Below are 22,381 nucleotides of genomic sequence, written 5' to 3' on the forward strand. Positions count from 1 at the left end.
GCCGCGCGGCCCGGCCCCCCCCCCGCCCCCCCCCGGGGGGGGCCCCCCCCCCGCCCCCGCCCGGGGGGCCCCCCCCCCCCCCCGCCCCGCCCCCCCCCCCCCCGCCCGGCTCGGCGTGCGCGGCGTACCCGGGGGCGTGCTGCCAGGGCTGGTCGGCGGCGCCCACCCGGCCCTCGCGCATGATCCGCACGGTGTGGCCGCCGCAGCCCGGGCAGGTCGGCTTCAGCAGCGGCGACGGCACCCGGACTCCGTTGGCGTGGTACTCGACGACCACGTGCCCGTCCCGGGCCACGTGGTGCTCGATGTCGTACGCCTGCTCCCAGCCGTACCCGCAGCTCAGGCACGCGAAGGAGTAGGCCTCCCGGACGGTCTCGACGGGAGTGTGCGTCCGGCCGCTCGGGCCGGTGCCGCTCGGGCCGGGGTCGCTCAGGGCGTTGCCACCGCGGGGGCTACCGATCGTCTCGCTCATAGCCGTCTCCCAGCGCCCGCCGGGCGCTCGCCCGGCTGGGTCTTTCCATCCCAGGAAATGCCCGGAACACCCCGGGGGATGCCCGTCTTGTGAAGACTTGGAGGCAGGTTGGGAATCCCTATACGAAAGGGTGGGTCCTGTCCGGGAACCTCGACCGAAGCTTCAGCTCGACGGGTGTTTACCCCGGGGCCTTCTCTCCACGGTACGCGCCCGCGAGCCCGGCGGCACATCGTCGGCGAACGGTGCGTACCCGCAGCTCAGCGGCTTGACGCGGGCACTTCAGGAGGGTTCGCCGACCACCCTTCCCGGTCCGGCGGCGGCCGCGTTCTTGACCGCGACGACCGCGTCGAACACCTCCCGCTTGGGCAGCGACAGTTCGGACGCGACCGCCGCGATCGCCTCCTTGCGCCGTTCGCCGGCCTCCTCCCGGACGGCCACCAGCCGGGCCAGCTCGGCCGGCGTCAGCTCCTGCGGCGCGGCCGGCGGAGCACCCGCCACGACCACGGTGATCTCGCCCTTGACGCCCTCGGCCGCCCAGGCCGCCAGTTCGCCGAGCGGTCCGCGCCGGACCTCCTCGTAGGTCTTGGTCAGCTCGCGGCAGACGGCGGCGGGCCGCTCGGGGCCGAACGCCTGCGCCATCGCGGCCAGTGCCTCGGCGATCCGGTGCGGGGCCTCGAAGAAGACCATGGTGCGCGGCTCGGCGGCGATCGAGGCCAGCTGCCGGGACCGGTCGCCGCTCTTGCGCGGCAGGAAGCCCTCGAAGGTGAACCGGTCGACCGGCAGCCCGGACAGCGCCAGCGCGGTCAGCACCGCGGACGGGCCGGGCACCGCCGTCACCTTGATCCCGGCGGCGACCGCGGCGGCCACCAGCCGGTAGCCGGGGTCGGAGACCGACGGCATCCCGGCGTCGGTCACCAGCAGCACCCGGGCGCCGCCGAGCAGCGCCTCGACCAGTTCGGGGGTACGCCCGACCTCGTTGCCCTCGAAGTAGGAGACCACCCGCCCGGCCGGGGTCACCCCGAGCGCCTGGGTGAGCCGGCGCAGCCGCCGGGTGTCCTCCGCCGCGATGACGTCCGCGGTGGCCAGCTCGGTGAGCAGCCGGGGCGGGGCGTCCGCGACGTCGCCGATGGGGGTGCCTGCCAGTACCAGTACTCCTGTCACGGGCCCCATCCTTCCAGCAACCGGCCGCCGGGCGCTTTTGGTGACGATTCGGGCAGCTTCGGAGGGACCCTCCGCAGGCTCACGATGCGCCCCTACGATGTGGCGGATGAACGGCGACACGGCGGCGCAGACGCCCACTGGTACAGACCACACCGCGCGGGGTGACGTCGGCGTGCCGGTCCTGACGGACCAGCCGTCACCCGCCCTGCCCGGCCCCCGCGACCCGGACGGCGGCGGCGGCCCCGACGGCCCCGCCGGGCCCGGCGCCGGGCCCGGCGAGCCCCGCGAGCCCGACGACGGCTCCATACCCCCGCCGCGCTCCGCCTGGCTGCGCGGCCTGACCCGCTTCGGCTACGCGCCGGCACCGGCCGTCCCCCTGGCCGAGCGCCTGGTCCCGCCGATGCCGGACGGCCCGGGCGTCACCCCGGAGCGGGTGCCGCCCTCCCCGCTGCTGCTCCGGCTGGGCCTGTCCCTGCCGGAGCCGCTGTGGTCCTGGCTGGTCCGCTGGTCCGGCTGGCTCGGCCCGCTCGCGGTGGCGCTGTTCGCCGGGGTCCTGCGGTTCGGCGACCTCGGCTCGCCGAACGCGATCATCTTCGACGAGACGTACTACGCCAAGGACGCCTACGCGCTCTGGCACGGCGGCTACGAGATCAGCTGGCCGGACGGCGCCAACGAGCGGATCATGGCCGGCGACCCGGTCCCCTACCGGACGAACCCCTCGTACGTGGTGCACCCGCCGGTCGGCAAGTGGATCATCGGCGCCGGGATCCAGCTGTTCGGGATGAACCCCTTCGGCTGGCGCTTCGCGGTGGCGCTGCTCGGCACCCTCTCGGTGCTGATGGTGGCCCGGATCGCCCGCCGGCTGTTCCGCTCGACCCTGCTGGGCTGCGTGGCGGGCCTGCTGCTCTCGGTGGACGGCCTGCACTTCGTGATGAGCCGGTCCGCGCTGCTGGACCTGGTGGTGATGTTCTGGATCCTCGCCGCCTTCGGCTGCCTGCTGCTGGACCGCGACCACACCCGGGCCCGGATCGCCGCCCGTCTCGCGGCGCACGGCGACGGCGGGCCGGACGGGGCGCTCGCCCGCCGGATGAACCTGGGCTGGCGCCCGTACCGGATCGCGGCCGGCGTCTGCGTCGGCCTGACCTGCGCGACCAAGTGGAGCGGCCTGTACGTGGCGGCCGCCTTCGGCCTGCTGACCGTGCTGTGGGACGTGGGCTCGCGCCGGCTGGCCGGCGCCGACCGCCCCTACCTGTGGACGCTGGCCCGGGACGCGGTGCCCGCCTTCGTCTCGGTCGTGGTGACCTCGGTGGTCGTCTACATCACCTCCTGGTGGGGCTGGTTCGCCAGCAGCAACGTGCCGAACCAGGGCGGCTACGGCCGCGACTGGGCGGTCGGCCGCTCCACCGACTACCCGTGGATCCCCGAGGGCCTGCGCGCGCTCTGGCACTACCACTCGACGGTCTACGACTTCCACACCCACCTGAGCGACCCGCACACCTACCAGTCCAACCCGTGGAGCTGGCTGGTGCTCGGCCGGCCGGTCTCCTTCTTCTACGAGTCCCCGAAGCAGGGGGCGGCCGGCTGCACGGTGAACGAGTGCGCCCGCGAGGTGCTGGGCATCGGCACCCCGCTGCTCTGGTGGACCGGCGTGATCGCCCTGGTCTACTGCCTGTGGCGGTGGGCGGCCCGGCGCGACTGGCGGGCCGGCGCGGTGCTCTGCGGCCTGGCCGCCGGCTACCTGCCCTGGTTCGCCTACCAGCAGCGGACGATCTTCCTCTTCTACGCGGTCTGCTTCGTGCCGTTCCTGGTGCTCGCCGTGACCATGCTGGTGGGCGCCGTCCTCGGTCCCCCCGGGGCCTCCCGGGACCGGCGGATCATCGGCGCCGCGGCGGGCGGGCTGGTGGTCCTGCTGATCATGTGGAACTTCCTCTTCTTCCACCCCCTGTACACCGGCGAGACGATCCCGATGGAGGACTGGCGCCGGCGGATGTGGTTCACCACCTGGATCTGACGGCCGCGCCGCCGCCCCGGCCACCGGGGCGGCGCACGGCCCGCCGCCAGGGGCGGCGCACTGTACCGGAGTGGTGTGCGGCACGTACCAGAACCGTCACAAGACCAGGTCCCTTCGTCGGTGCACGGAGCCCGGCTGCCTAGGCTGGGCTCCGAACGCGCATCCGGCCTCCGTCCGGCTGCGGCCCGATCGCCTGACCCTTGGGGGAACATCACCATGCGCAATGGCGCGAAGACCGGCCTCATCACCGGCGTGGCCGTCGCCATGCTCGCCGCCGGCGGCTACGGGGCGTACAGCCTCGTCGGCGGCTCGGACGACAAGGGCGAGGCACCCGCCAAGAAGCAGCGCACCGTGGTCGCCGAGCCTCCGACCGCCGAGCAGGCCGCCGCCGGGCTCAAGGACTTCCTGGACGCCTGGGCGGCCGGCGACCTCGCCAAGGCGGCGGCGCTGACCGACGACCCGACGGCCGCGACCGCCGCGCTGACCGCGTTCCGGGACCAGGTGAAGCCGAGCGCGCTGACCCTGGCGCCGGCCGGCCCGGCCACCCCGGCGGCCTTCGCCTCGGCGACCGGCACCCCCTCCCCCGCCAAGAGCACCGCCCCCGCCGCCACCCCGGCCGCCCCGGGCGACGCCACCGCCACCGACCCCGCGGCCGCCACCACGCCGCCCGCCCCGACCGGGACGCTGATGACCTTCAAGGCGCGCGCCGAGTTCGAGGGCACCAACCGGGTCTGGGACTACAACGGCTTCCTCGGCGTCGTGAAGATGAGCGACAACACCCCGGCCGTGCACTGGGCCCCGTCGGTGATCCACCCGCACCTGGCCGCCGGCGAGACGATCTCGGTGCAGCCGCTGCCCCCGCTGGCGGGCAACGTGGTGGACCGCAACAACAAGCCGCTGAACAGCCCCTCGGTCACCCCGCTGATCGCCACCGCGCAGGCCAAGGTCGCCAAGCTGCTCGCGGACCAGAACAAGGACCAGAGCGACAACGGCACCGGCGTGGTGATCACCAACCAGGCCGACCAGAACGCCGCGCCCGACCGGCTGTTCACCATCGTCGACCCCAAGCCCCCGAAGCCGTTCAAGCTGACCCTCGACGCCACGCTGCAGGCCGCCGCCGAGAAGGCGATGACCGACCTGGGCGGCAAGAAGGGCTCGATCGTCGCCATCGAGCCGAGCACCGGTCAGGTCCTGGCCTTCGCCAACGCACCGGTCACCGGTCTGAACCGGGCCTTCCAGGGCCAGCTCGCCCCGGGTTCCACGCTGAAGATCCTCACCTCCACCGCCCTGCTGGAGGCCGGGATCAACCCGGACACCCCGGTGCCCTGCCCGGTCCTGAGCAGCAACCCGAAGAAGATCCCGAACTCGTTCCCCGACGCGTACCCGAACAACACGCTGCAGCAGGACTTCATGATCTCCTGCAACACGGCCTTCATCGACCAGGGCCTGGCCAGCCTCAAGCCGGGCGCGCTGACCGCCACCGCCAAGGACGTCTACGGCATCGGCCTGAACTGGCAGACCGGCCTGCCCAGCTTCGACGCCGTGGTGCCGGACGCCGGCACCAACAAGGACGAGCAGGCCATGCAGTCGATCGGCCAGGGCAAGGTCCAGATGAACCCGCTGGCCATCGCCTCGATCACGGCCACCGTGCAGAGCGGCACCTTCAAGCAGCCGGTCCTGGTCGCCGAGCTGCCGCAGCAGAAGGCCGCCCGGGACATGACCCCCGACGTCGCCGGCAAGCTGCGCCAGATGATGGCGGCCACCGCCACCGGCGGCACCGCCAAGGACGTGATGGCCGGGATCTCCGACAACGCGGGCGCCAAGACCGGTTCCGCCGAGGCCACCGGCATCGCCACCACCAACAGCTGGTTCACCGCCTACCGGGGCAACCTCGCGGTCGCCGCCGAGGTCGAGGGCGGAGGCCACGGTGTGGACGCCGCCGGTCCCGCCGTCGCCTCGATCATCAAGGCCGCCGGCAACCGCTGACGCCCCCGGCACGACCGCGCCCCGGGCCCGTCCTACCGCCTCGCCGGCAGGGCGGGCCCGGGGCGCGTCAGCAGGCAGGACGGCGGCGCGGAGGGACGGGCGCTCCACCGCCGGGCGGCCAGCCGGGGCCAGATCACCAGCACGGCCGGCAGCGCCAGGTACCCGAACCGCCCGGCCGGCGCCAGCATGAAGGCGATCGCCAGCCCGGCGGCCAGCAGGTCGGCGGCGGCGATCGCGGAGACCGGCGGGCGGGCCAGCAGCCAGACCGTCACCCCGAGCCCGCCGACCGTCAGCAGCACCAGTGAGGCGATGTGCCCGGTGGGTCCGAACCCGGCCAGCACCTTGCCGGGCAGCGGGCTGCCGGCCGGCGTCTGCACCGCGGTCAGCCCGAGCGGGAAACGCACCACCTGCTCGCGCAGTTCCTCGGCCCGCGCCAGGGTGTACGGCACCAGGACGGCGGACGCCGCGCCGAGCGCGGTCAGCCCCGCCCGGGCGGCCGGGCGCCGCCCGTAGAGCCGCCAGAGCAGCAGCACGGCCACCGGCAGCGCCGGCCAGACCGTCCACTTGAGGGTCCCGGCCAGGGCCAGCACCAGCCCGGCGGCGATCGTCCGGTCCCGCTCGGCCAGCGCCATGGCCAGACAGCAGAGCCCGATCAGCGGCAGGTCCACCCCGCCGCCGACCAGCGCCAGCGCGACCAGCGGCGAGGCGGTGAGCACGGCCATCGGCAGCAGCGGCGCGCGGTCCCGGGTGGGCCGCAGCAGCCGCCAGCTCGCCAGCAGGCAGACGACGAAGGCCAGCGCGAACCAGATCCGGGCGTCCCCGGCCAGCCGCGCCAGGACGCTGCCCTCGCCGAGCACGGTGTGCGGCACCCCGAACAGCGACATCGCCGGCAGGTACGGGTTGTAGTCGGTGACCACCACCGGGTGCGGCAGGTACGGGCTGCCGGTGCTGAACAGCAGGTGCGCGGAGCGCTCGACCACCATCACCTCGGACTGGTGGCGGCCCTGCAGCACCAGGACCACCAGCGGCACCAGCACGGCGCCCAGCAGGGCGGACGCGGCCGCGGCCCGGGCGGCGAGGCGCCGCGGCAGCACCACGCAGAGCAGCCCGGCGAGCAGGTAGGCGGGGGCGGCGAGGGTGCCCCACAGCCGCTGGTTGGGCAGGTCGGAGACGAGCGGGAAGCCGGCCGCCCAGCCGGCGGCGACCAGGCAGCCGAGCAGCTGCACGCCGCGGTGCGCGGCGAGTCCGGCCGGGTCCGGCCGGACGCGCGGGGGCGGCGGCCCGTTCTCGCCCCGCTGGTGGGGGAACGGGCGGCGGGCCGGGTCACCGCGCAGCCGGCCGCGCCGGGCGGCGGGAGCGGTGGCGGGAGCGGCGGGGGAGCCGGAGGAGGGAACGGCCTGGGCCGGGGTCGTCGGGGTCGCGCCCCGGCCGGTGAAGCGGCCGCGCGGGCGGGAGTGGCCGGGCGGGCGGGTGCTCACCATGGTGGAAGGTTATGGCCGGGGGCGGTGCCCTGTCGCCATGTCGGCGCAGTCGGTGTGGGCCGGTACGAACGGGGCCGCCCGGGGGTGCGGTCCCCCGGGCGGCCCCCTCGGCGGCGCACCGCGCTCAGCCGACCCTGCTGTCGGTCTCGGCCGGCCGGTCCGCCCGCTCCAGCTTGGAGTGCTTGATGCTGTAGCCGAAGTACACCGCCACCGCGAGCACCAGGGCGATCCCGCCGGCCGCGAAGGTGTCCGCGTGCAGGCCCCTGATCAGGTAGGCGCAGAAGCCGACGCTGAGCACCGGGACGACCGGGTAGCCCGGCACCTTGAAGCCGCGCGGCAGGTCGGGCTGGGTGCGACGGAGCACGATCACGCCGATCGACACCACCGAGAAGGCGATCAGGGTGCCCAGGCTGGTGATGTCGGCGAGCACCCGCAGCGGGACGAAGGCCGCCAGCGCACCGACCCCGAGGCCGACCACGATGGTGTTCCAGACCGGGGTGCCGGAGCGCGGCGAGAGCTCGGCGAAGCGCTTGGGCAGCATGCCGTCGCGGCCCATCGAGTACAGGATGCGGGTCTGGCCGTAGATGACCACCAGGGTGATCGAGAAGATCGAGACGATCGCGCCGACCGCGAAGAGCATGGCCGGCCAGCTCTGCCCGGTGATGTCCTGGAGGATCTGCGCCAGGCCCGCCTCCTGGCCCTTGAACTTCTGCCAGGGCTGGGCGCCGATGCCGGCCAGGGCCACCAGGATGTAGAGCAGGGTGACCACCACCAGCGAGATGATGATCGCCATCGGCAGCGTGCGCCGGGGGTTCTTGACCTCCTCGCCGGCCGTGGACACGGCGTCCAGGCCGATGAAGGAGAAGAAGATGCTGGAGGCGGCGACCTGCACGCCGCCGATGCCCAGCGGCATGAACGGGGTCAGGTTGCCGGAGTGGAAGCCGGTCAGCGCGACGCAGACGAAGAGCAGCAGGATGAGCAGCTTGACGGCCACCATGGCCGCGTTGACCCTGACCGACTCGCTGACGCCGCGGATCAGCAGGAAGCAGACCATGGCGACCAGCAGCAGCGCCGGCAGGTTGAACCAGTGGGTGTCGTCGGGCGCGCCGGTGAGCACCTCGGGCAGCTGGAAGCCGAAGGCCAGGTCGAAGAACTTGTTGAGGTACTCCGCCCAGCTGACCGCGATGGCGGACGCCGAGACGCCGTACTCCATCAGCAGGCAGATGCCGACGGCGAAGGCGACGCCCTCGCCGAGGGTCGCGTAGGCGTAGGAGTAGGACGACCCGGAGACCGGGATGGCGGAGGCCATCTCGGCGTAGCAGAGCGCGGTGAGGCCGGCGGTGACCGCGGCGATCACGAACGACAGGATGACGGCCGGACCGGCCGAGGGCACGGCGCTGGTCAGCACGAAGAAGATGCCGGTGCCGATGGTGGCGCCGATGCCGATCGCGGACAGCTGCCAGAGTCCGATCGAGCGGCGCAGGTGGATGCCGGAACGTCCGCCCTCCTCGGGCGCACCGGCGGGCAGGCCCTCGCGGCCCTCGCTCTCGGCGATCAGGGTGATGACGGGCTTGCGCCTCAGCAGGCGGGCGCCGAGCGTGTTGCTGGCCAAAACGGAGGGTCTTTCTGGGCAGGGGAGGGTGGGAGCGGCCGGTCACCCGACACACCGAAGGTGTCATCGGGGGACCAACCGAACAAAGATGGGTAGTTCCCCGCGAAAGCACCAGTGTCGCAAACGAACAGTCCCGTCGCGCGCATTGTACGAACCGTCGCACCAGCAGGCACAAACCGGACACTTCGCAGACGGCGGATCTCCCTCCGACCGGCTACCGCGGCAGGCCGGAACGGCCCGTAAGGAGCTCACCCGGCCAGCACCGCCTGCATCACCGCGCGGGCGACCGGGGCCGCGAGCCCGCCGCCCGTCCCCTCCGCCGCCCCGCCGTCCGCGATCACCACGGCGACCGCCACCGGCGGCACCGCGGCCGAGCCGGCCGGGGCGGCCCAGGCGATGAACCAGGCGTACGGCGTCCCGCCGTCGTCCGCCCCGGGCCCGGCGGTGCCGGACGTCCCGCCCACCACCGCGCCGGGGATCCGGGCGGTGCGCCCGGTGCCGTTCTCCACCGCGTCGGTCATCAGCCGCCGCACCTGCCCGGCCGTGCCCGGGCCGACCGCCTGGCGGTACACGGCGGGCCGCATCAGCCGCACCGTGGTGCCGTCGCTCCTGGTCAGTGCGTCCACGAGCTGTGGACGCATCACGGTGCCGTTGTTGGCCACCCCGGCGGCGACCATCGCCATCACCAGCGGGGTGGCGGCGGTGTCGTCCCGGCCGATCGAGGAGAGCGCCAGCTGCGCCTCGTCCGTCCGGGTGCCGAAGACGGAGCGGGCCGCCCGCACCGGGATGTCCAGCCGGGGCTCGTTGAAGCCGAACGCCTCCGCCGTCGCGGCCATCCGCTCCGGGCCGACCCGCACGCCGAGGTGGCCGAGCACGCTGTCGCAGCCGAGCGTCATCGCGGTCTCCAGCGACTGGCCGGGCTCCTCGCAGGCCCGGGCGCCGGTGGCCGACGGCGTCGTGGTGCCCGGCAGGACCGAGGGGGACGGCGCGCCGGTCGGCGCCTCGATGTCGGTGACCACCCCGCTCTCCAGCGCCGCCGCCGCGGTGACCACCGTGAAGGCCGACCCGGGCGGGTAGGTCCGGCGCAGCGCCCGGTTGAGCATCGGCTGGTCGGGGTCGCTCTGCAGCCGGTTCCAGGCCACCTGGTCGCCGGCCGAGGCGCCGGCGAAGCTCCCGGGGTCGTAGGACGGGGCGGAGGCCAGCGCCAGGATCCGCCCGGTGGCCGGCTCGATGGCGGCGACCGCGCCCTTCCGCCCGCCGAGCCCGTGCACCGCCGCCTCCTGGGCGGCCCGGTCGACGGTGGTGCGGACGTCCCCGCCGGGGTTGCGCCGCCGGGCGACCGCGTCCCACACCGCCCAGCCGGACAGCCGGGGGTCGGTGCCGGAGAGCAGCGCGTCCTCGGTGCCCTCCAGCTGGCTGTTGCCGTAGGTCTGCGAGGCGTAGCCGGTGACCGCGGCGAACAGCGGGCCGTCGGTGTACGTGCGCTTGAAGTCGAACCGCCCGCCGGTGGCCTCGGAGCCGGTGACGCTGTCGGCGCCCACCCGGAGGTTGCCGCGCGGCTGCGCGTACCGCTCGATGACCGGCCGCTGGTTGGCGCTGTTGTGGTTGAGCTCCTCGGCCCGGAACACCTGCACCCGGGTGGCCTGGGCGCAGAGCGCCACGATCAGCAGCAGGCAGAAGGTGCCGGCCCGGCGCCCGGTGACGGCGATCCCCGGCAGGCCCTGGCGCCCCGGCGGCCCGGCGCCCGGTCGCCCGCCCCCGCGCCGCCGGCTCACCCCTGCTCCCCGGGGACGGGGACGGGGACGGGGACCGGCCGCCGCGCGGCGTCGCTCATCCGCACCAGCAGCGCGACGATGATCCAGTTGGTCACCACCGAGGAGCCCCCCTGGGCGACGAACGGCAGGGTCATCCCGGTCAGCGGGATGAGGTCCAGCACTCCGCCCGCCACCACGAACACCTGGAGGCCGACCAGCGCCGCCAGCCCGATCGCCAGCAGCCGCCCGAACGGGTCGCGCAGCGCGATCCCGGTCCGGAAGCCGCGCGAGACCAACACCGCGTACAGCAGGAGCACCGCGATCAGCCCGGTCAGCCCAAGCTCCTCGCCGATGGTGGCGAGGATGAAGTCGGACCTGGCGGCGAAGCCGATCAGCGCCGAGTGCCCGTTGCCCAGCCCGGCGCCCAGCTCGCCGCCCCAGGCGAAGGCGAACAGGGACTGGGCGATCTGGTTGGCGCCGTGCCCCTCGGCGATCGGGCCGAGCGGGTCCAGCCAGTCGCCGACCCGGCTGTGCACGTGCGGCGAGAGCCACCCCACCCCGACCGCCGCCACGGCGGCCAGGAAGAGCCCGATGACGATCCAGCCGGTGCGCGCGGTGGCCACGTAGAGCATCACCACGAAGAGGCCGAAGAAGAGCAGCGAGGTGCCGAGGTCGGTCTCCGCCACCAGCACCCCGACGAAGGCCGCCCAGATCACCAGGACCGGCGCCAGCACCCGCCCGGGCGGCAGCCGGAACCGCCACACCCGCCGCCCGGTGAGCGCCAGCGCGTCCCGGTGCACCGCCAGGTAGGCGGCGAAGAACACCGCCAGCAGGACCTTCGCGAACTCCCCCGGCTGGAGCGAGAACGGACCGGCGGTGATCCAGATCCGCGAGCCGTACACCGGGGGGAAGAAGACCGGCAGCACCAGCAGGACGAGGGCCGCCAGCGCCCCGAGGTAGGCGTAGCGCCGCAGCCGCTTGTGGTCCCGCAGCAGGAGCAGCACCAGGACGAACAGCCCCACCCCGAGGGCGGACCAGAGCAGTTGGGCGGGTGCCGCGTCGCCCGGGGCGGCCCGGTCCAGCCGGTGGATGACGACCAGTCCGAGGCCGTTCAGCAGCAGCGCGATCGGTAACGGCAGCGGGTCCGCGTACGGCGCCCTCCAGCGGACCGTGCCGTGCGCCAGCAGCGCGAGCACCCCGAGCGCGGCCCCGTACCGGCCCGCGTCGGCGGGCACCGCGCCGTCGACGGTCAGGCCCACCGCGGCGTGGCCGAGCACCGCGGTCAGCACGGCGGCCAGGACCAGCGCGAGTTCGGTGTTGCGCCGGGCCGGCACGCTCCGGCGCGATCGGCCGGCGGTTCCGGTCACGGCGGGGGGTGTCGCCACGGACCGTCCAGGAAGTCGGGGGCTGCGGGGCGTCGGGACGGGGGCCGGGGCGTCACCGGGGCGGACGGGCGCGGGCCCGTCCGCCCCGGTGTGAGCGGCTGTTCCGGCGGGATCCGGGGTCGGGCGGACCGACGGGTCGCGGGCGGGTCAGGCGGAGGCCGGGGCCTGCGTCCGGGAGGCCTCGACGGTCGCCCTCAGGTCGGCCTCGGCCTCGGCGGAGAGCGAGGTCTGGATGATCCGGCCGCCGTGGCGGGCCAGCGCCGGGACGACCTTGTCCGCGGTGGCCGTGCGGACCAGCAGGAACACCGCGGCGGTGCCCGGCTGGAGGTGCTGCCCGACCTGGCGCATGAAGTCGTCGTCCACCCCGATGTCGGTGGTGGCGCCGACCGCGGCCCCGGCCGCCCCGCCGACCGCGGCGCCGAGCAGCGGCATGAAGAACAGCAGACCGATCACCCCGCCCCAGACGGCGCCCGAGGCGGCCCCGGCGCCGGTGGTGCTGACCTGCTGGTGCAGCTTGATCTTCCCGTCCTCGCGGCGCTCGACGACGACCGCGTCCTCCAGCTCGATCAGCCGCTGCTTCTGCAGGGCGACCGCTTCGTCGCGCACCGCCCGGGCGGTGGCCAGATCCGGATAGGCGATCGCGAAGAGGTTGCTCACGGACGGGTCCTTCCCCTGAAGCGGACGTGTCTGCCGGGGCGGGTGCCGGTGCGGCGCCCTCTCCCCGCTCGTCACCCTAACGAGCAAATCCCTATCAATCGACTTTTCACCCGGTGTGTCCCGCATTGCCCGACGCTCCGTCGGCAGCGGGCCGCGCGACCGGCGCACCCCGGCGCCTCCCCGCCCCCGATCGCCCACCGGCGCCCGCGAGTTCGCGCCGGAGGGGCTGCCCGTTCGCGCACCGCCGCACGTTGGCCACGGCGAACTGATGATCCCTAGGATCGGCGGGTGAACACCGGACTACGACGACCGAAGCCCAGGCTCGGCAGCCTGCTGGCCGCCCTGGCGATAGCGGGCGGGGCGCTGCTCAGCGGCCTGCCCGCCCATGCCGACGAACCCTCAACCGGCGCCGCCGGCCGGGAAGCCCCCCGGGTCGACCTCGTCCTGGACGTCAGCGGCTCCATGCGCGAGGCCGACATCCAGGGCAAGACCCGCATCTCGGTGGCCCAGCAGTCCCTGAACGACGTCATCGACGCCCTGCCGTCCGAGACCGAGTTCGGGATCCGCACGCTGGGCGCCACCTACGACGGCCTCGACAAGGCGAAGGGCTGCCTGGACACCAAGCAGCTCTTCCCGGTCGGGAAGACCAACAAGACCGAGGCCAAGACCGCGGTCGCGACCCTGCGGCCGACCGGCTTCACCCCGATCGGCCTGGCGCTGCGCGGCGCCGCCGAGGACCTCGGCAAGGGCGAGACCACCCGCCGGGTGGTGCTGATCACCGACGGCGAGGACACCTGCACCCCGCCCGACCCCTGCGACGTGGCCCGTGAGCTGGCCTCCCAGGGCATCCACCTGGTGGTCGACACCCTGGGCCTGGCGCACGACGACAAGACCCGCCAGCAGCTGCTCTGCATCGCCAACGCCACCGGCGGCACCTACACCGACGTGCGCACCCAGGAGCAGCTCACCGAGAAGGTGAAGCAGCTGGTCGACCGCTCCAACGACACCTACGCGGTCGCCCCGGTCAAGACCGCCGGCACCGACACCTGCGAGTCCGCGCCGGTCCTCGCCCCCGGCGTCTACAGCGACCGCGAGAAGTTCTCCGAGCACCGCGTCTACCGCGTGCCGGTGAAGTCCGGCCAGGAGCTGCGCGCCTCGGTCAGCGTGGCGCTGGACCGCGCGGTGGCCCGGGACTACGGCGTCCTGCTGCAGGCCACCAGCGCCGCCGGCCAGGAGCTGGTCCGCGGCACCGACGCCGGAAGCGGCCGCACCGACGTCGTCTCCACCGGCCTGCGCTGGTCCCCCGCCGACTCCAAGGGCTACGCCACCGCCACCGCCACCGCGTCCGCCTCGCCGAGCGGCAAGCCGGAGACCACCGTCTGCCTGGTGGTCTCCAACTCGCTGGCCCCGCAGCCCGGTGTCGCGGCCGACCCCGGCCTGCCGCTGGAGCTGACGGTCGACCTGACCGCCGCCTCCCCCGCCCCCGACGGCCCGGCGATGGGCCTGGGCCGGGGCTGGATCCTGCTGCTCGTGCTCACCCTGGCCGGCCTGGTGACCGGCCTGCTGTTCGGCTGGATCGCACGCTGGCGCATCGCTGTCTGGCAGGAGAACTGACCATGCGTACGTCCTTCCTCCGCACCGCCGCGGCCGCACTGGCCCTGCTGCCGGCGCTCGCCCTGACGGCCCCGGCCGCCACGGCCGCCTCGCCCTCGCCGAGCGCGAGCGGCAGCCCGGCCCCGGCGAACAAGGCCGGCACCTCGTTCCTGACCGCGGTCAACCTGGCCCCCGGCCAGGACGCCGCGGTCTCCGTCTCCACCGGTGACTACCTCTACTGGGCGTTCGGCGCCGCCGAGGGCCAGACCGCCCGGGTGGACCTCACGATCACCCTCGCCCCGTCCGCCGACCGGCACGACGAGCCGCAGACCTGGAGCGTCGAGGTGTTCGACGGGCTGCGCCGCCGGCAGGCGTGCACCGACGGCGTCCAGACCGCGACCGCCGGGAAGGCCACCGGTTCGCTGGCGCTCAGCTGCACCCTGCGCGAGATCCGCTCCTGGGCCGAGCCGTGGTCCGGCGACCCGCTGCCGGGCAGCTACTACGTCCGGCTCTCGGTCCCCGAGGCCCCGCAGCCCGACCTCGGCCTGCCCGCCTCGGTGCGGCTCCACGTGGCCGCCAAGGGCGACGAGGACAACGCCCAGCCCGAGGGCGGCGAGCTGAAGGCCCCGCTGGTCCCGCCGGCCGGCGGCGGCGCCGCGACCGCCAGGGCGGCGGCCCCCGAGGAGCCCGAGGAGCACTGGTACACCGGCTGGTTCTCCGGCTGGAACAGCCGCTGGTTCTGGACCCTGGCCGGCGGCGCCCTGGCCGCTCTGGCCGGTGTCGCGGGCTACACCCTCACCCGGCACCCGCGCGGCCGCCGTCCGGCCCGCTACGGCGCGGTCCCGCCCCAGTCCGGCGCCCCCCAGCCCGGCCCGTACGCGGGCTCCGGCCAGCCCTGACCCGTCCGCCTCCGCCGAGGGCCGGTCCGGATCCCCCGGGCCGGCCCTCCGCCGTTCCCGCCCGTGATCCCCCTCACAGCCCCCCTTGAGAAGCCTGCGCGCCGCCCGGACTGACCCCCCGTCGGCCGACGCACCCCCACAACGCAGAAGTCCCGCCCGATCAACCGATCGGGCGGGACTTCCGTTGGGTGGAGCTGAGGGGATTCGAACCCCTGACCCCCTCGATGCGAACGAGGTGCGCTACCGGACTGCGCCACAGCCCCAACGAGAAGAAACTCTAGCACCTTTCGGAGGGGGTCCGTGACCACCCCCCTGGTGGGGGCCGTGGGGGCGGCCCCGGGAAAGCGAGGAGGCCCCCGGGGAGGGGGCCTCGAAGCTACTCGTTGGCGGCGCGGGGCCGGGGCTCCGGCGCGGGGGGCTCGGCGTACTGGTCGAACAGCGGGGTCTTCCGGGACTCGGCCGGGCGGCCGGCGGTCCAGGTGCCGGGGGCCGACAGGTCGAGCCCGCGGTTGACCCGGGGGGCCACCGGGGCGGTCACGTAGGTCGGCAGCGGGACGGGCACCGGCTCCCAGGAGTCCGGGCCGGCCGCGCCGCGCTCCCGCATGCCGTCGACCCACTCCTCGTGCTCGGTGGCCTCCGCCACGGCCGAGGCCGAGCCGGCCGCGGCGCCCTCGGAGGCCGCGCGGGCCGCGTCGGCCTCGGTGGCGAGCCGCAGGTGCGGGCGGCCGCGCCCGGCGGGCGCCTCCGCCGCCGGCGCGGCGGACTCCGGGGCCGGTCCGGGGCCGGCGGCCTTCTCCCGGCCGGCCTCGGCGCGCTGCTGCTCGCGCTTGCGCAGCCGCTCGGCGGCCTGGGCCGCGCGGACCCGGTCCAGCTTCACCGCGTACCGCTGGCGCTCCAGCCGGCGCAGGTGGCCGATGTAGAGGGTGAGCAGGACGGCCGGGAGCGCGGGCACCCAGAGGAAGGCCAGTCCGGCCACCGCCGCGACCACCGCGCCCAGCGCGAAGGCCAGGAAGAGGACGGTCACCATGCGGCGCCGGCGGGCCAGCAGCCGCGCCCGGCGCTCGCCGCCCTCCGCGGGCCCCGGACGCGCCTCGGCCCGGCCCGCCGGGCGGGGGGGCGCCGGTTCGTCCGCCGGGCTGCCGGGGGCGGCCGCGGGGTCGCCGGGGGCGGCCGCGTCCCGCTCGGGGGGGCCGTCCTCGCTCTGCTCGTCGTCACGCGGTTCGTCGCCCAGGGCCCGGGACGCCCGCCGCTCCAGCGCCGAACGCCCGGCCAGCAGGCGGATGGCGGTGCTGAAGCGTTCCGTCGGGCGCGCCTCGTTGAGCTCGTCCTGCCTGCGGAGCCACATGGGCACCAGATAGGCGGCCCAGGCCCCTACGATGACGGCGTAGATAAGGCCGCTACTGCTCACGATTCACACCGTACGGGCGTGGAGGAAGGGCCGGTAGCAATTTGGCACGGCGTGTCGTGTGATCAAGCTGATTCTCCGACTATTTTGCCGGTATTTGTGCCCGTCCGTCGCCGCGCCGATGCCATATCGATATTTCATTCGAACATACATTCAATTTCCCGGACGCCGACCCGAGCTGAGGGAGCGCCAGCGTTCCAGCATCCCCTCCGGGACCTCCTCGGCGGTGAGTGCGAACACCAGGTGGTCCCGCCAGTCGCCGTCGATGTGCAGATAGCGCGGCCGCATTCCCTCCGGACGGAAGCCGAGCTTTTCCACCACCCGCCGGCTCGGGCCGTTCTCCGGCCGGATGCACACCTCGATTCGGTGCAGTCCCAGGGTGCGGAAACAGTGGTCCACCGAAAGCGCCACGGCGGTCGGCATGATCCCCCGGCCGGCCACCCCCTCGTCGATCCAGTAGCCGACGTTGGCCGAGCACATCGAGCCCCAGGTGATCCCGCCGACGGTCAACTGCCCGACCAGCCGGCCGCGGTGGAGCACCACGAAGGGCAGCATCCGGCCGGCCGAGGCCTCGCCGCGCAGGTAGCGCACCATCTGCCGGTAGGTCGGGCGCGGGCCCGCCGCGAGGCCGGCCGGTCCGGGCGGCACGGTGGCCTCCCAGCGCCGCAGCCAGTCCCGGTTGCGGCGGCTGACCTCCTGCCACTCGCGCTGGTCGCGGGCCCGGATCGGGCGCAGCACGACGTCCCCCTCGTGGAGCTCTACCGGCCAGCCGGCGTTCAGTGCGCGCTCCCGGAAGCTGGTGCGTCGGGCCGGGGGTGGTCCCCGCCGCCGAGCTGGTCGACGGCGTGGGCGAGCAGCGGGGCCAGGACGGCCAGCCCGTCCCGGACGCCGCCGGTCGAGCCCGGCAGGTTGACGACCAGGGTACGTCCGGCGGCCCCGGCCAGCCCCCGGGAGAGCGCGGCGGCGGGAACCTTCTCCCGGCCGTACGCGCGGATCGCCTCGGGGATGCCGGGGATCTCGCGCTCCAGGACCCGGGCGGTCATCTCGGGGGTGAGGTCGGTCGGCGAGATCCCGGTCCCGCCGGTGGTCAGCACCACGTCGTAGCCGGCCGCCACGGCCTCGCGCAGCACCGCCTCGACCGGTTCGCCGTCCGGGACGACCCGGGGGCCGTCGACCGTGAAGCCCATCGCGCGCAGGCCCTCGGCCAGCAGCGGGCCGCCCTTGTCGGCGTAGACGCCGGCCGCGGCGCGGTTGGAGACGGTGACCGCCAGCGCCCTCATGCGGAGGCCTCCGGGGCGGTCCAGTCGCCGCTCTTGCCGCCGGTCTTGGCGAGCACCCGGACGGACTCCACGGCGGCGCCCTTGTCGACCGCCTTGACCATGTCGATCACGGTCAGCCCGGCCACCGCGACGGCGGTCAGCGCCTCCATCTCGACGCCGGTCCGGTCGGCGGTCCGCACGGTCGCGGTGATCTCCACCGCGTCGTCGGCGACGGTCAGCTCGACCTCGACGCCGGAGACCGCGATCGGGTGGCAGAGCGGGATCAGCTCGGGGGTCTTCTTGGCACCCATGATCCCGGCGATCCGGGCCACGGCCAGCGCGTCGCCCTTCGGCAGGCCCTCGCCGCGCAGCAGCTCCACCACGCGCGGGGAGACCCTGACCCGGCCGGCCGCGACGGCGGTCCGGGCGGTCACGGCCTTGCCGGTGACGTCGACCATCCGGGCCGCGCCCTGCTCGTCGACGTGGGTGAGGCGGTCGCCGGGGGGTGAGGTGGTCACGGGTGGCTCCAGGGGCGCGCAGGTCGAATACCGCGCTACCGTACCGCCCGCCCCGGCCGGGGCGTGGGACGGGCCGCGTCGGTGAGACGGCCCGCCCCGGAGGGGAGTTCACCCGGACGGCCCGGTGCTCAGCCGCCGAGCAGCACCACGTCGACCTCGCTGCCGGCGGGCAGCCCGGTGACGTCCTCGGGCACGGTGATCAGGCAGTCCGCCCTGGCCAGCGCGCCGACCAGGTGCGAACCCGCGCCGCCGACCGGCTCGACCAGGCCGTCGCGCGCCGAGTACCGGCCGCGCAGGAACTGCCGGCGCCCGGCGGGCGAGCGCAGCGCCACCGGGCAGTGCGCCCGGACCACCGGGCGGTGGACGTCCTCGGCGCCGAGCATCGTGCGGATCACGGGGCGCACGAACAGCTCGAAGGAGATGTACGCGCTGACCGGATTGCCGGGCAGCGCCATCAGCGGCACGCCCGCCCCGGGGCCGATCCGGCCGAAGCCCTGCGGCTTGCCGGGCTGCATCCGAAGCCGCCGGAAGTCGACCCCGCCGTACTCGGCGAAGACCTCCTTGACCACGTCGTGGGCGCCGACGCTGACGCCGCCGCTGGTGACGATCAGGTCGGCCCGGCCGAGCTGGTCCTCCAGCACGGCGCGCAGCCGGGCCGCGTCGTCGGGGACGCCGCCGACCCGGTAGGCGATCGCGCCGGCGTCCAGGGCGGCGGCGGTGAGGGTGAAGCTGTTGGAGTCGGTGATCCGTCCGGGGCCGACCGGCTCGCCGGGCTGGACCAGCTCGCTGCCGGTGGAGAGCACCACCACCCGCGGGCGCGGGCGGACGGTGGCGGTGGCCCGGCCGACCGCGGCGAGCAGGCCGAGCTGGGCGGGGCCGAGCCGGGTGCCGGCGGCCAGCACCCGGCTGCCGGCCTCCACGTCGCTGCCGCGGCGGCGGATATGGGCGCCCTCGGCGACCGGGCGCAGCACCCGGACCTCCTCGCCGCCGGACGCGGCGGTCATCGCGTCGGCGGGGCGGCCGGTGCCGGTGCCGCCGTCGGTCCACTCGACCGGGGCGACGGCCTGGGCGCCGGGCGGGACGGGTGCGCCGGTCATGATCCGGGCGGCCTGGCCGGGGCCGACCCGGGGGAGGTCGCCGGCGCCGGCGGCGATGTCGCCGACCACCGTGAGCACCGAGGGGTAGGCGTCGCTCGCGCCCACGGTGTCGGCGGTGCGCAGGGCGTAGCCGTCCATCGAGCTGTTGTCGAAGGGCGGCAGGTCCCCGTCGGCGTGGACGTCCTCGGCCAGCCGGCAGCCCTGGGCGTCGAGCAGCTGGAGCTCGATCGCGGGCAGCGGGCCGACGGCGGCCAGGACGTCGGCGAGGTGCTCGTCCACGGTCCACAGACCGTCCGGACGGGCGGCGGAGGCGGAGCGGGCCGCCGGGTCCGCGGAGTCGTCGCAGCAGGCTGCGGGGGTGGTACCGCTCTCCGTGGACCCGGTCATCGGCGCACTCGCTCTCTGTCGGTGTGTCAGTCCTGCAGCTCGGAGGCGACGAACTCGCGCAGCCAGCTGCGGAAGTCCGGGCCGAGGTCCTCGCGCTCGGAGGCCAGCCGGACGATGGCGCGCAGGTAGTCCGCGCGGTCGCCGGTGTCGTAGCGGCGGCCCTTGAAGAGCACGCCGTGCACCTGGCCGCCGGTCTCGGCGGAACGGTTGGTCAGCTCGCGCAGGGCGTCGGTGAGCTGGATCTCGCCGCCGCGGCCCGGCTGGGTCTCGCGCAGCACGTCGAAGACCGACGGGTCGAGGACGTAGCGGCCGATGACGGCGTAGTTCGACGGCGCGTCGGCGGTGTCCGGCTTCTCGACCAGGTCGGTGACCTGGAACACGTCCTCGCCGAAACCGTTCGGCTTGACCGCGGCGCAGCCGTAGAGGTGGATCTGGGAGGGGTCGACCTCCATCAGCGCGACGACCGAGCCGCCGAGCTCCTGCTGGACCTCGATCATGCGGGCCAGCAGCGGGTCGCGCGGGTCGATCAGGTCGTCGCCGAGGAGGACGGCGAAGGGCTGGCCGGCGACGTGCTGCTCGGCGACCGAGACGGCGTGGCCGAGGCCCTTCGGGTCGCCCTGGCGGACGTAGTGCATGTTGGCGAGCTCGACGGACTCGCGCACCCGGCGCAGCCGGTCCTCGTCGCCCTTGCGGGCGAGCAGCTCCTCCAGCTCGTAGGCCCGGTCGAAGTGGTCCTCAAGGGCGCGCTTGTTGCGGCCGGTGACCATCAGTATGTCGGACAGGCCGGCCGAGGCCGCCTCCTCGACGACGTACTGGATCGCCGGCTTGTCGACGACGGGCAGCATCTCCTTCGGAGTCGCCTTGGTGGCCGGCAGGAATCGGGTCCCCAGACCGGCCGCGGGGACCACTGCCTTGGTGACCGGGGGACGGGAGTTCGTCGTCGTCATGCGTTTACCTTACTAAGGCACGTATTTCGCCTGACCGGGCGCAGTTGACCGATGCTTGGGCAGCACGTCGCCGGACCCGGCCGCGATGGCAGGCATAGGGGTCGTGGCGGACGGGGCGAGGGGGTCCCCTCCGACACAGGGCGACAGACTACCCGCCTTTTCCGAACGGTCACGTTCGGCTGCGAAGACTCCTTCCGGCCGTAGCGGAACAGCCGTCTTCGCGGCCCCCGGAGCGCCCCCTTGAGCGGCCCCCTGAGCGCCCCTTTGAGCGGCCCCCGGGGCGCCCGCCGGACAGGCCCCGGAACCGGCCGGCCGCCAGCAGTCCCCGCCGGCCGCGCGGGCCGCCGCGAGGGCCCGGTCGGCGGCCCGCAGCAGCACCGCGGCGTGGGCGCCGTCCCCGGGCAGCACCGCCAGCCCGGCCGCGGCGGTGAGGCCGTTGCCGTGGGGGCGGCGGCCCTCCCGGTCCCCGGAGGACCAGTCCAGCAGCAGGTGGCGGCGGACCGACCAGACCAGCCGGTCGGCGACCTGGGCCGCGCCCTCGGCGCCGGTGTCCGGCAGCACCACGAGGAACTCCTCGCCGCTGCAGCGGCCCAGGGTATCGGAGCGGCGGATCTCCATGCCGAGCCGCTGGGCGAGGTCGCGCAGCACCGTCCCGGCCCGGGCCCGGCCGTGCTCGGCGACCACCGCGTCGAACCCGCTGATCTCCAGCAGCAGGACGGCCAGCGGGCGCGGTCCGTCCTGCTGCTCGTGCTGCTCGGCCCGGCGGGCCCGGTCGATCTCCCGGTCCAGGGTGAGCTGGAGGTGCCGGTAGTTCCAGACGCCGGTGACCGGGTCGCAGGAGGCGGTGCGCTCCAGCTCGGCGCAGCGGGACTCCAGCGCGGCGAGGCGCTCGCGCAGCGCGGCCTCGCACCGCGCCGCCCGGGCCGAGCCGCGCCGCAGCCGGCTGCCGAGGACGGTGGCGCCGGCCAGCGCGGGGGCGCTCACCGCGGCGAGGGCCTGCACCAGCAGCGGGGTGGACATCGAGGGGGTGCCTTCCGCGTGTCAGGCTCTGGGCGTCCCGGTCGCACGGAGGCCGGGGGTCCGGAGCGGTCGAGGTCGGAACGGTCGGGGTCGAGCGGTGGAGGAGCGGTGGACCATCCCATGCACAACGAGAAGAGCGCGCTGAGGACACGGCTGCTGTCCGAACGGCGGGCGCTGGCTCCCGGGGACCGGGAACGGGCCGCCGAGGCGCTGGCCGGGCACGCCGGCGAGCTGGCGGCCGCCGCGGCCACGGTGGCGGCGTACGTGTCGGTGGGCGCCGAGCCGGGCACCCGGCCGCTGCTGGACGCGCTGCGGGCGCGCGGGGTGCGGGTGCTGCTGCCGGTGCTGATGGCGGACAACGACCTGGACTGGGCCCCCTACGAGGGCCCGCAGGCACTGGCCCCGGCCGGGCGCGGGCTGCTGGAGCCGGTCGGCGGGCGGCTCGGCCCGCAGGCGGTGACCGAGGCGGGCCTGGTGCTGCTGCCGGGTCTCGCGGTGGACCGCCGGGGGCTGCGGCTGGGGCGCGGCGGCGGCTCCTACGACCGGGTGCTGGCCCGGCTGGAGCGCTCCGGGGCGCGGCCGGTGCTGGCGGTGCTGCTGTACGAGCACGAGCTGCTGGAACGGGTGCCGGCGGAACCGCACGACCGGCCGGTGCACCTCGCCCTGACGCCCTCGGGCACCCACCGGCTGGGGTGAGCGGGCGGGGACCGCACGCCGACGGCCCCGCCCCGGGGATCCGG

At 75.1% G+C, this 22,381-nt stretch carries 18 protein-coding genes and 1 tRNA gene; 5 read left to right on the top strand and 14 right to left on the bottom strand.

From position 1 onward, the window contains the following. Positions 1-748: 748 nt before the first annotated feature. Positions 749-1,630, bottom strand: a complete 882-nt coding sequence (gene rsmI / locus ACF1AK_RS05135; RefSeq protein WP_391497405.1) for a 16S rRNA (cytidine(1402)-2'-O)-methyltransferase — start codon at positions 1,628-1,630, stop codon at positions 749-751. A gap of 106 nt (positions 1,631-1,736) precedes the next feature. On the opposite strand from rsmI, the gene ACF1AK_RS05140 reads away from it, so the two are divergent. Further along, positions 1,737-3,641: a dolichyl-phosphate-mannose--protein mannosyltransferase gene (locus tag ACF1AK_RS05140; protein WP_391497406.1), complete on the top strand. Its 1,905-nt coding sequence runs from the start codon at positions 1,737-1,739 to the stop codon at positions 3,639-3,641. A 216-nt stretch (positions 3,642-3,857) separates the two neighbouring features. Continuing rightward, complete coding sequence (locus ACF1AK_RS05145; protein ID WP_391497407.1) at positions 3,858-5,627, top strand: penicillin-binding transpeptidase domain-containing protein; 1,770 nt, start codon at positions 3,858-3,860, stop codon at positions 5,625-5,627. Positions 5,628-5,659: 32 nt separating this feature from the next. Here the strand turns inward: ACF1AK_RS05145 and ACF1AK_RS05150 are convergent, their stop codons facing one another. From ACF1AK_RS05150 to ACF1AK_RS05170, 5 genes are all read right to left on the bottom strand, one after another. Further along, positions 5,660-7,108 carry a glycosyltransferase 87 family protein gene (locus ACF1AK_RS05150; protein WP_391497408.1) on the bottom strand — a complete coding sequence of 483 codons (1,449 nt, stop codon included), beginning with the start codon at positions 7,106-7,108 and terminating at the stop codon, positions 5,660-5,662. Between the two features lie 124 nt (positions 7,109-7,232). Next, positions 7,233-8,720, bottom strand: coding sequence for an amino acid permease (locus tag ACF1AK_RS05155; protein WP_391497409.1), 1,488 nt, complete (start codon positions 8,718-8,720; stop codon positions 7,233-7,235). A gap of 248 nt (positions 8,721-8,968) precedes the next feature. Further along, the gene (locus ACF1AK_RS05160; RefSeq protein WP_391498016.1) at positions 8,969-10,429 is read right to left on the bottom strand and encodes a penicillin-binding transpeptidase domain-containing protein; all 1,461 of its coding nucleotides are present in this window, start codon (positions 10,427-10,429) and stop codon (positions 8,969-8,971) included. 62 nt (positions 10,430-10,491) lie between these two features. Further along, entirely contained in the window at positions 10,492-11,841 is a 1,350-nt protein-coding gene (locus ACF1AK_RS05165) for an FtsW/RodA/SpoVE family cell cycle protein (RefSeq protein WP_391497410.1), read from the bottom strand. Between the two features lie 165 nt (positions 11,842-12,006). Then, entirely contained in the window at positions 12,007-12,516 is a 510-nt protein-coding gene (locus tag ACF1AK_RS05170; protein WP_391497411.1) for a DUF1269 domain-containing protein, read from the bottom strand. Between the two features lie 288 nt (positions 12,517-12,804). Between ACF1AK_RS05170 and ACF1AK_RS05175 the strand changes: the two genes are divergently transcribed. Both ACF1AK_RS05175 and ACF1AK_RS05180 read left to right on the top strand, forming a co-directional pair. Then, entirely contained in the window at positions 12,805-14,130 is a 1,326-nt protein-coding gene (locus ACF1AK_RS05175) for a VWA domain-containing protein (protein ID WP_391497412.1), read from the top strand. 2 nt (positions 14,131-14,132) lie between these two features. Then, positions 14,133-15,008: a peptidase gene (locus tag ACF1AK_RS05180; RefSeq protein WP_391497413.1), complete on the top strand. Its 876-nt coding sequence runs from the start codon at positions 14,133-14,135 to the stop codon at positions 15,006-15,008. A gap of 189 nt (positions 15,009-15,197) precedes the next feature. On the opposite strand, the gene ACF1AK_RS05185 is transcribed toward ACF1AK_RS05180, so the two are convergent. From ACF1AK_RS05185 to ACF1AK_RS05220, 8 genes are all read right to left on the bottom strand, one after another. Next, positions 15,198-15,271: transfer RNA gene (locus tag ACF1AK_RS05185), tRNA-Ala, on the bottom strand. Positions 15,272-15,384: 113 nt separating this feature from the next. Then, positions 15,385-16,416 carry a hypothetical protein gene (locus ACF1AK_RS05190; RefSeq protein ID WP_391497414.1) on the bottom strand — a complete coding sequence of 344 codons (1,032 nt, stop codon included), beginning with the start codon at positions 16,414-16,416 and terminating at the stop codon, positions 15,385-15,387. A gap of 150 nt (positions 16,417-16,566) precedes the next feature. Further along, entirely contained in the window at positions 16,567-17,193 is a 627-nt protein-coding gene (locus tag ACF1AK_RS05195) for a GNAT family N-acetyltransferase (protein ID WP_391498017.1), read from the bottom strand. Next, positions 17,190-17,693 carry a molybdenum cofactor biosynthesis protein B gene (locus tag ACF1AK_RS05200; protein ID WP_391497415.1) on the bottom strand — a complete coding sequence of 168 codons (504 nt, stop codon included), beginning with the start codon at positions 17,691-17,693 and terminating at the stop codon, positions 17,190-17,192. Before ACF1AK_RS05200 ends, ACF1AK_RS05195 begins: the two co-directional genes overlap by 4 nt. After that, the gene (gene moaC, locus ACF1AK_RS05205) at positions 17,690-18,130 is read right to left on the bottom strand and encodes a cyclic pyranopterin monophosphate synthase MoaC (RefSeq protein ID WP_380295104.1); all 441 of its coding nucleotides are present in this window, start codon (positions 18,128-18,130) and stop codon (positions 17,690-17,692) included. Before moaC ends, ACF1AK_RS05200 begins: the two co-directional genes overlap by 4 nt. 188 nt (positions 18,131-18,318) lie before the next feature. Continuing rightward, positions 18,319-19,674 carry a gephyrin-like molybdotransferase Glp gene (glp, locus tag ACF1AK_RS05210; protein ID WP_391497416.1) on the bottom strand — a complete coding sequence of 452 codons (1,356 nt, stop codon included), beginning with the start codon at positions 19,672-19,674 and terminating at the stop codon, positions 18,319-18,321. A 26-nt stretch (positions 19,675-19,700) separates the two neighbouring features. After that, positions 19,701-20,621 (bottom strand): UTP--glucose-1-phosphate uridylyltransferase GalU, encoded by a 921-nt coding sequence (galU, locus tag ACF1AK_RS05215; protein ID WP_380295080.1) that lies wholly within the window; start codon positions 20,619-20,621, stop codon positions 19,701-19,703. A 12-nt stretch (positions 20,622-20,633) separates the two neighbouring features. Further along, positions 20,634-21,641: a GGDEF domain-containing protein gene (locus tag ACF1AK_RS05220; RefSeq protein ID WP_391497417.1), complete on the bottom strand. Its 1,008-nt coding sequence runs from the start codon at positions 21,639-21,641 to the stop codon at positions 20,634-20,636. Between the two features lie 120 nt (positions 21,642-21,761). Here ACF1AK_RS05220 and ACF1AK_RS05225 point away from each other — a divergent pair, with 120 nt between their 5' ends. Beyond that, on the top strand, positions 21,762-22,337 hold the full coding sequence (locus ACF1AK_RS05225) for a 5-formyltetrahydrofolate cyclo-ligase (protein WP_391498018.1): 576 nt from the start codon (positions 21,762-21,764) through the stop codon (positions 22,335-22,337). The last annotated feature ends 44 nt before the right edge of the window (positions 22,338-22,381 follow it).

The organism is Kitasatospora sp. NPDC015120 (genome assembly GCF_043080305.1).
Classification (GTDB): Bacteria; Actinomycetota; Actinomycetes; order Streptomycetales; family Streptomycetaceae; genus Kitasatospora.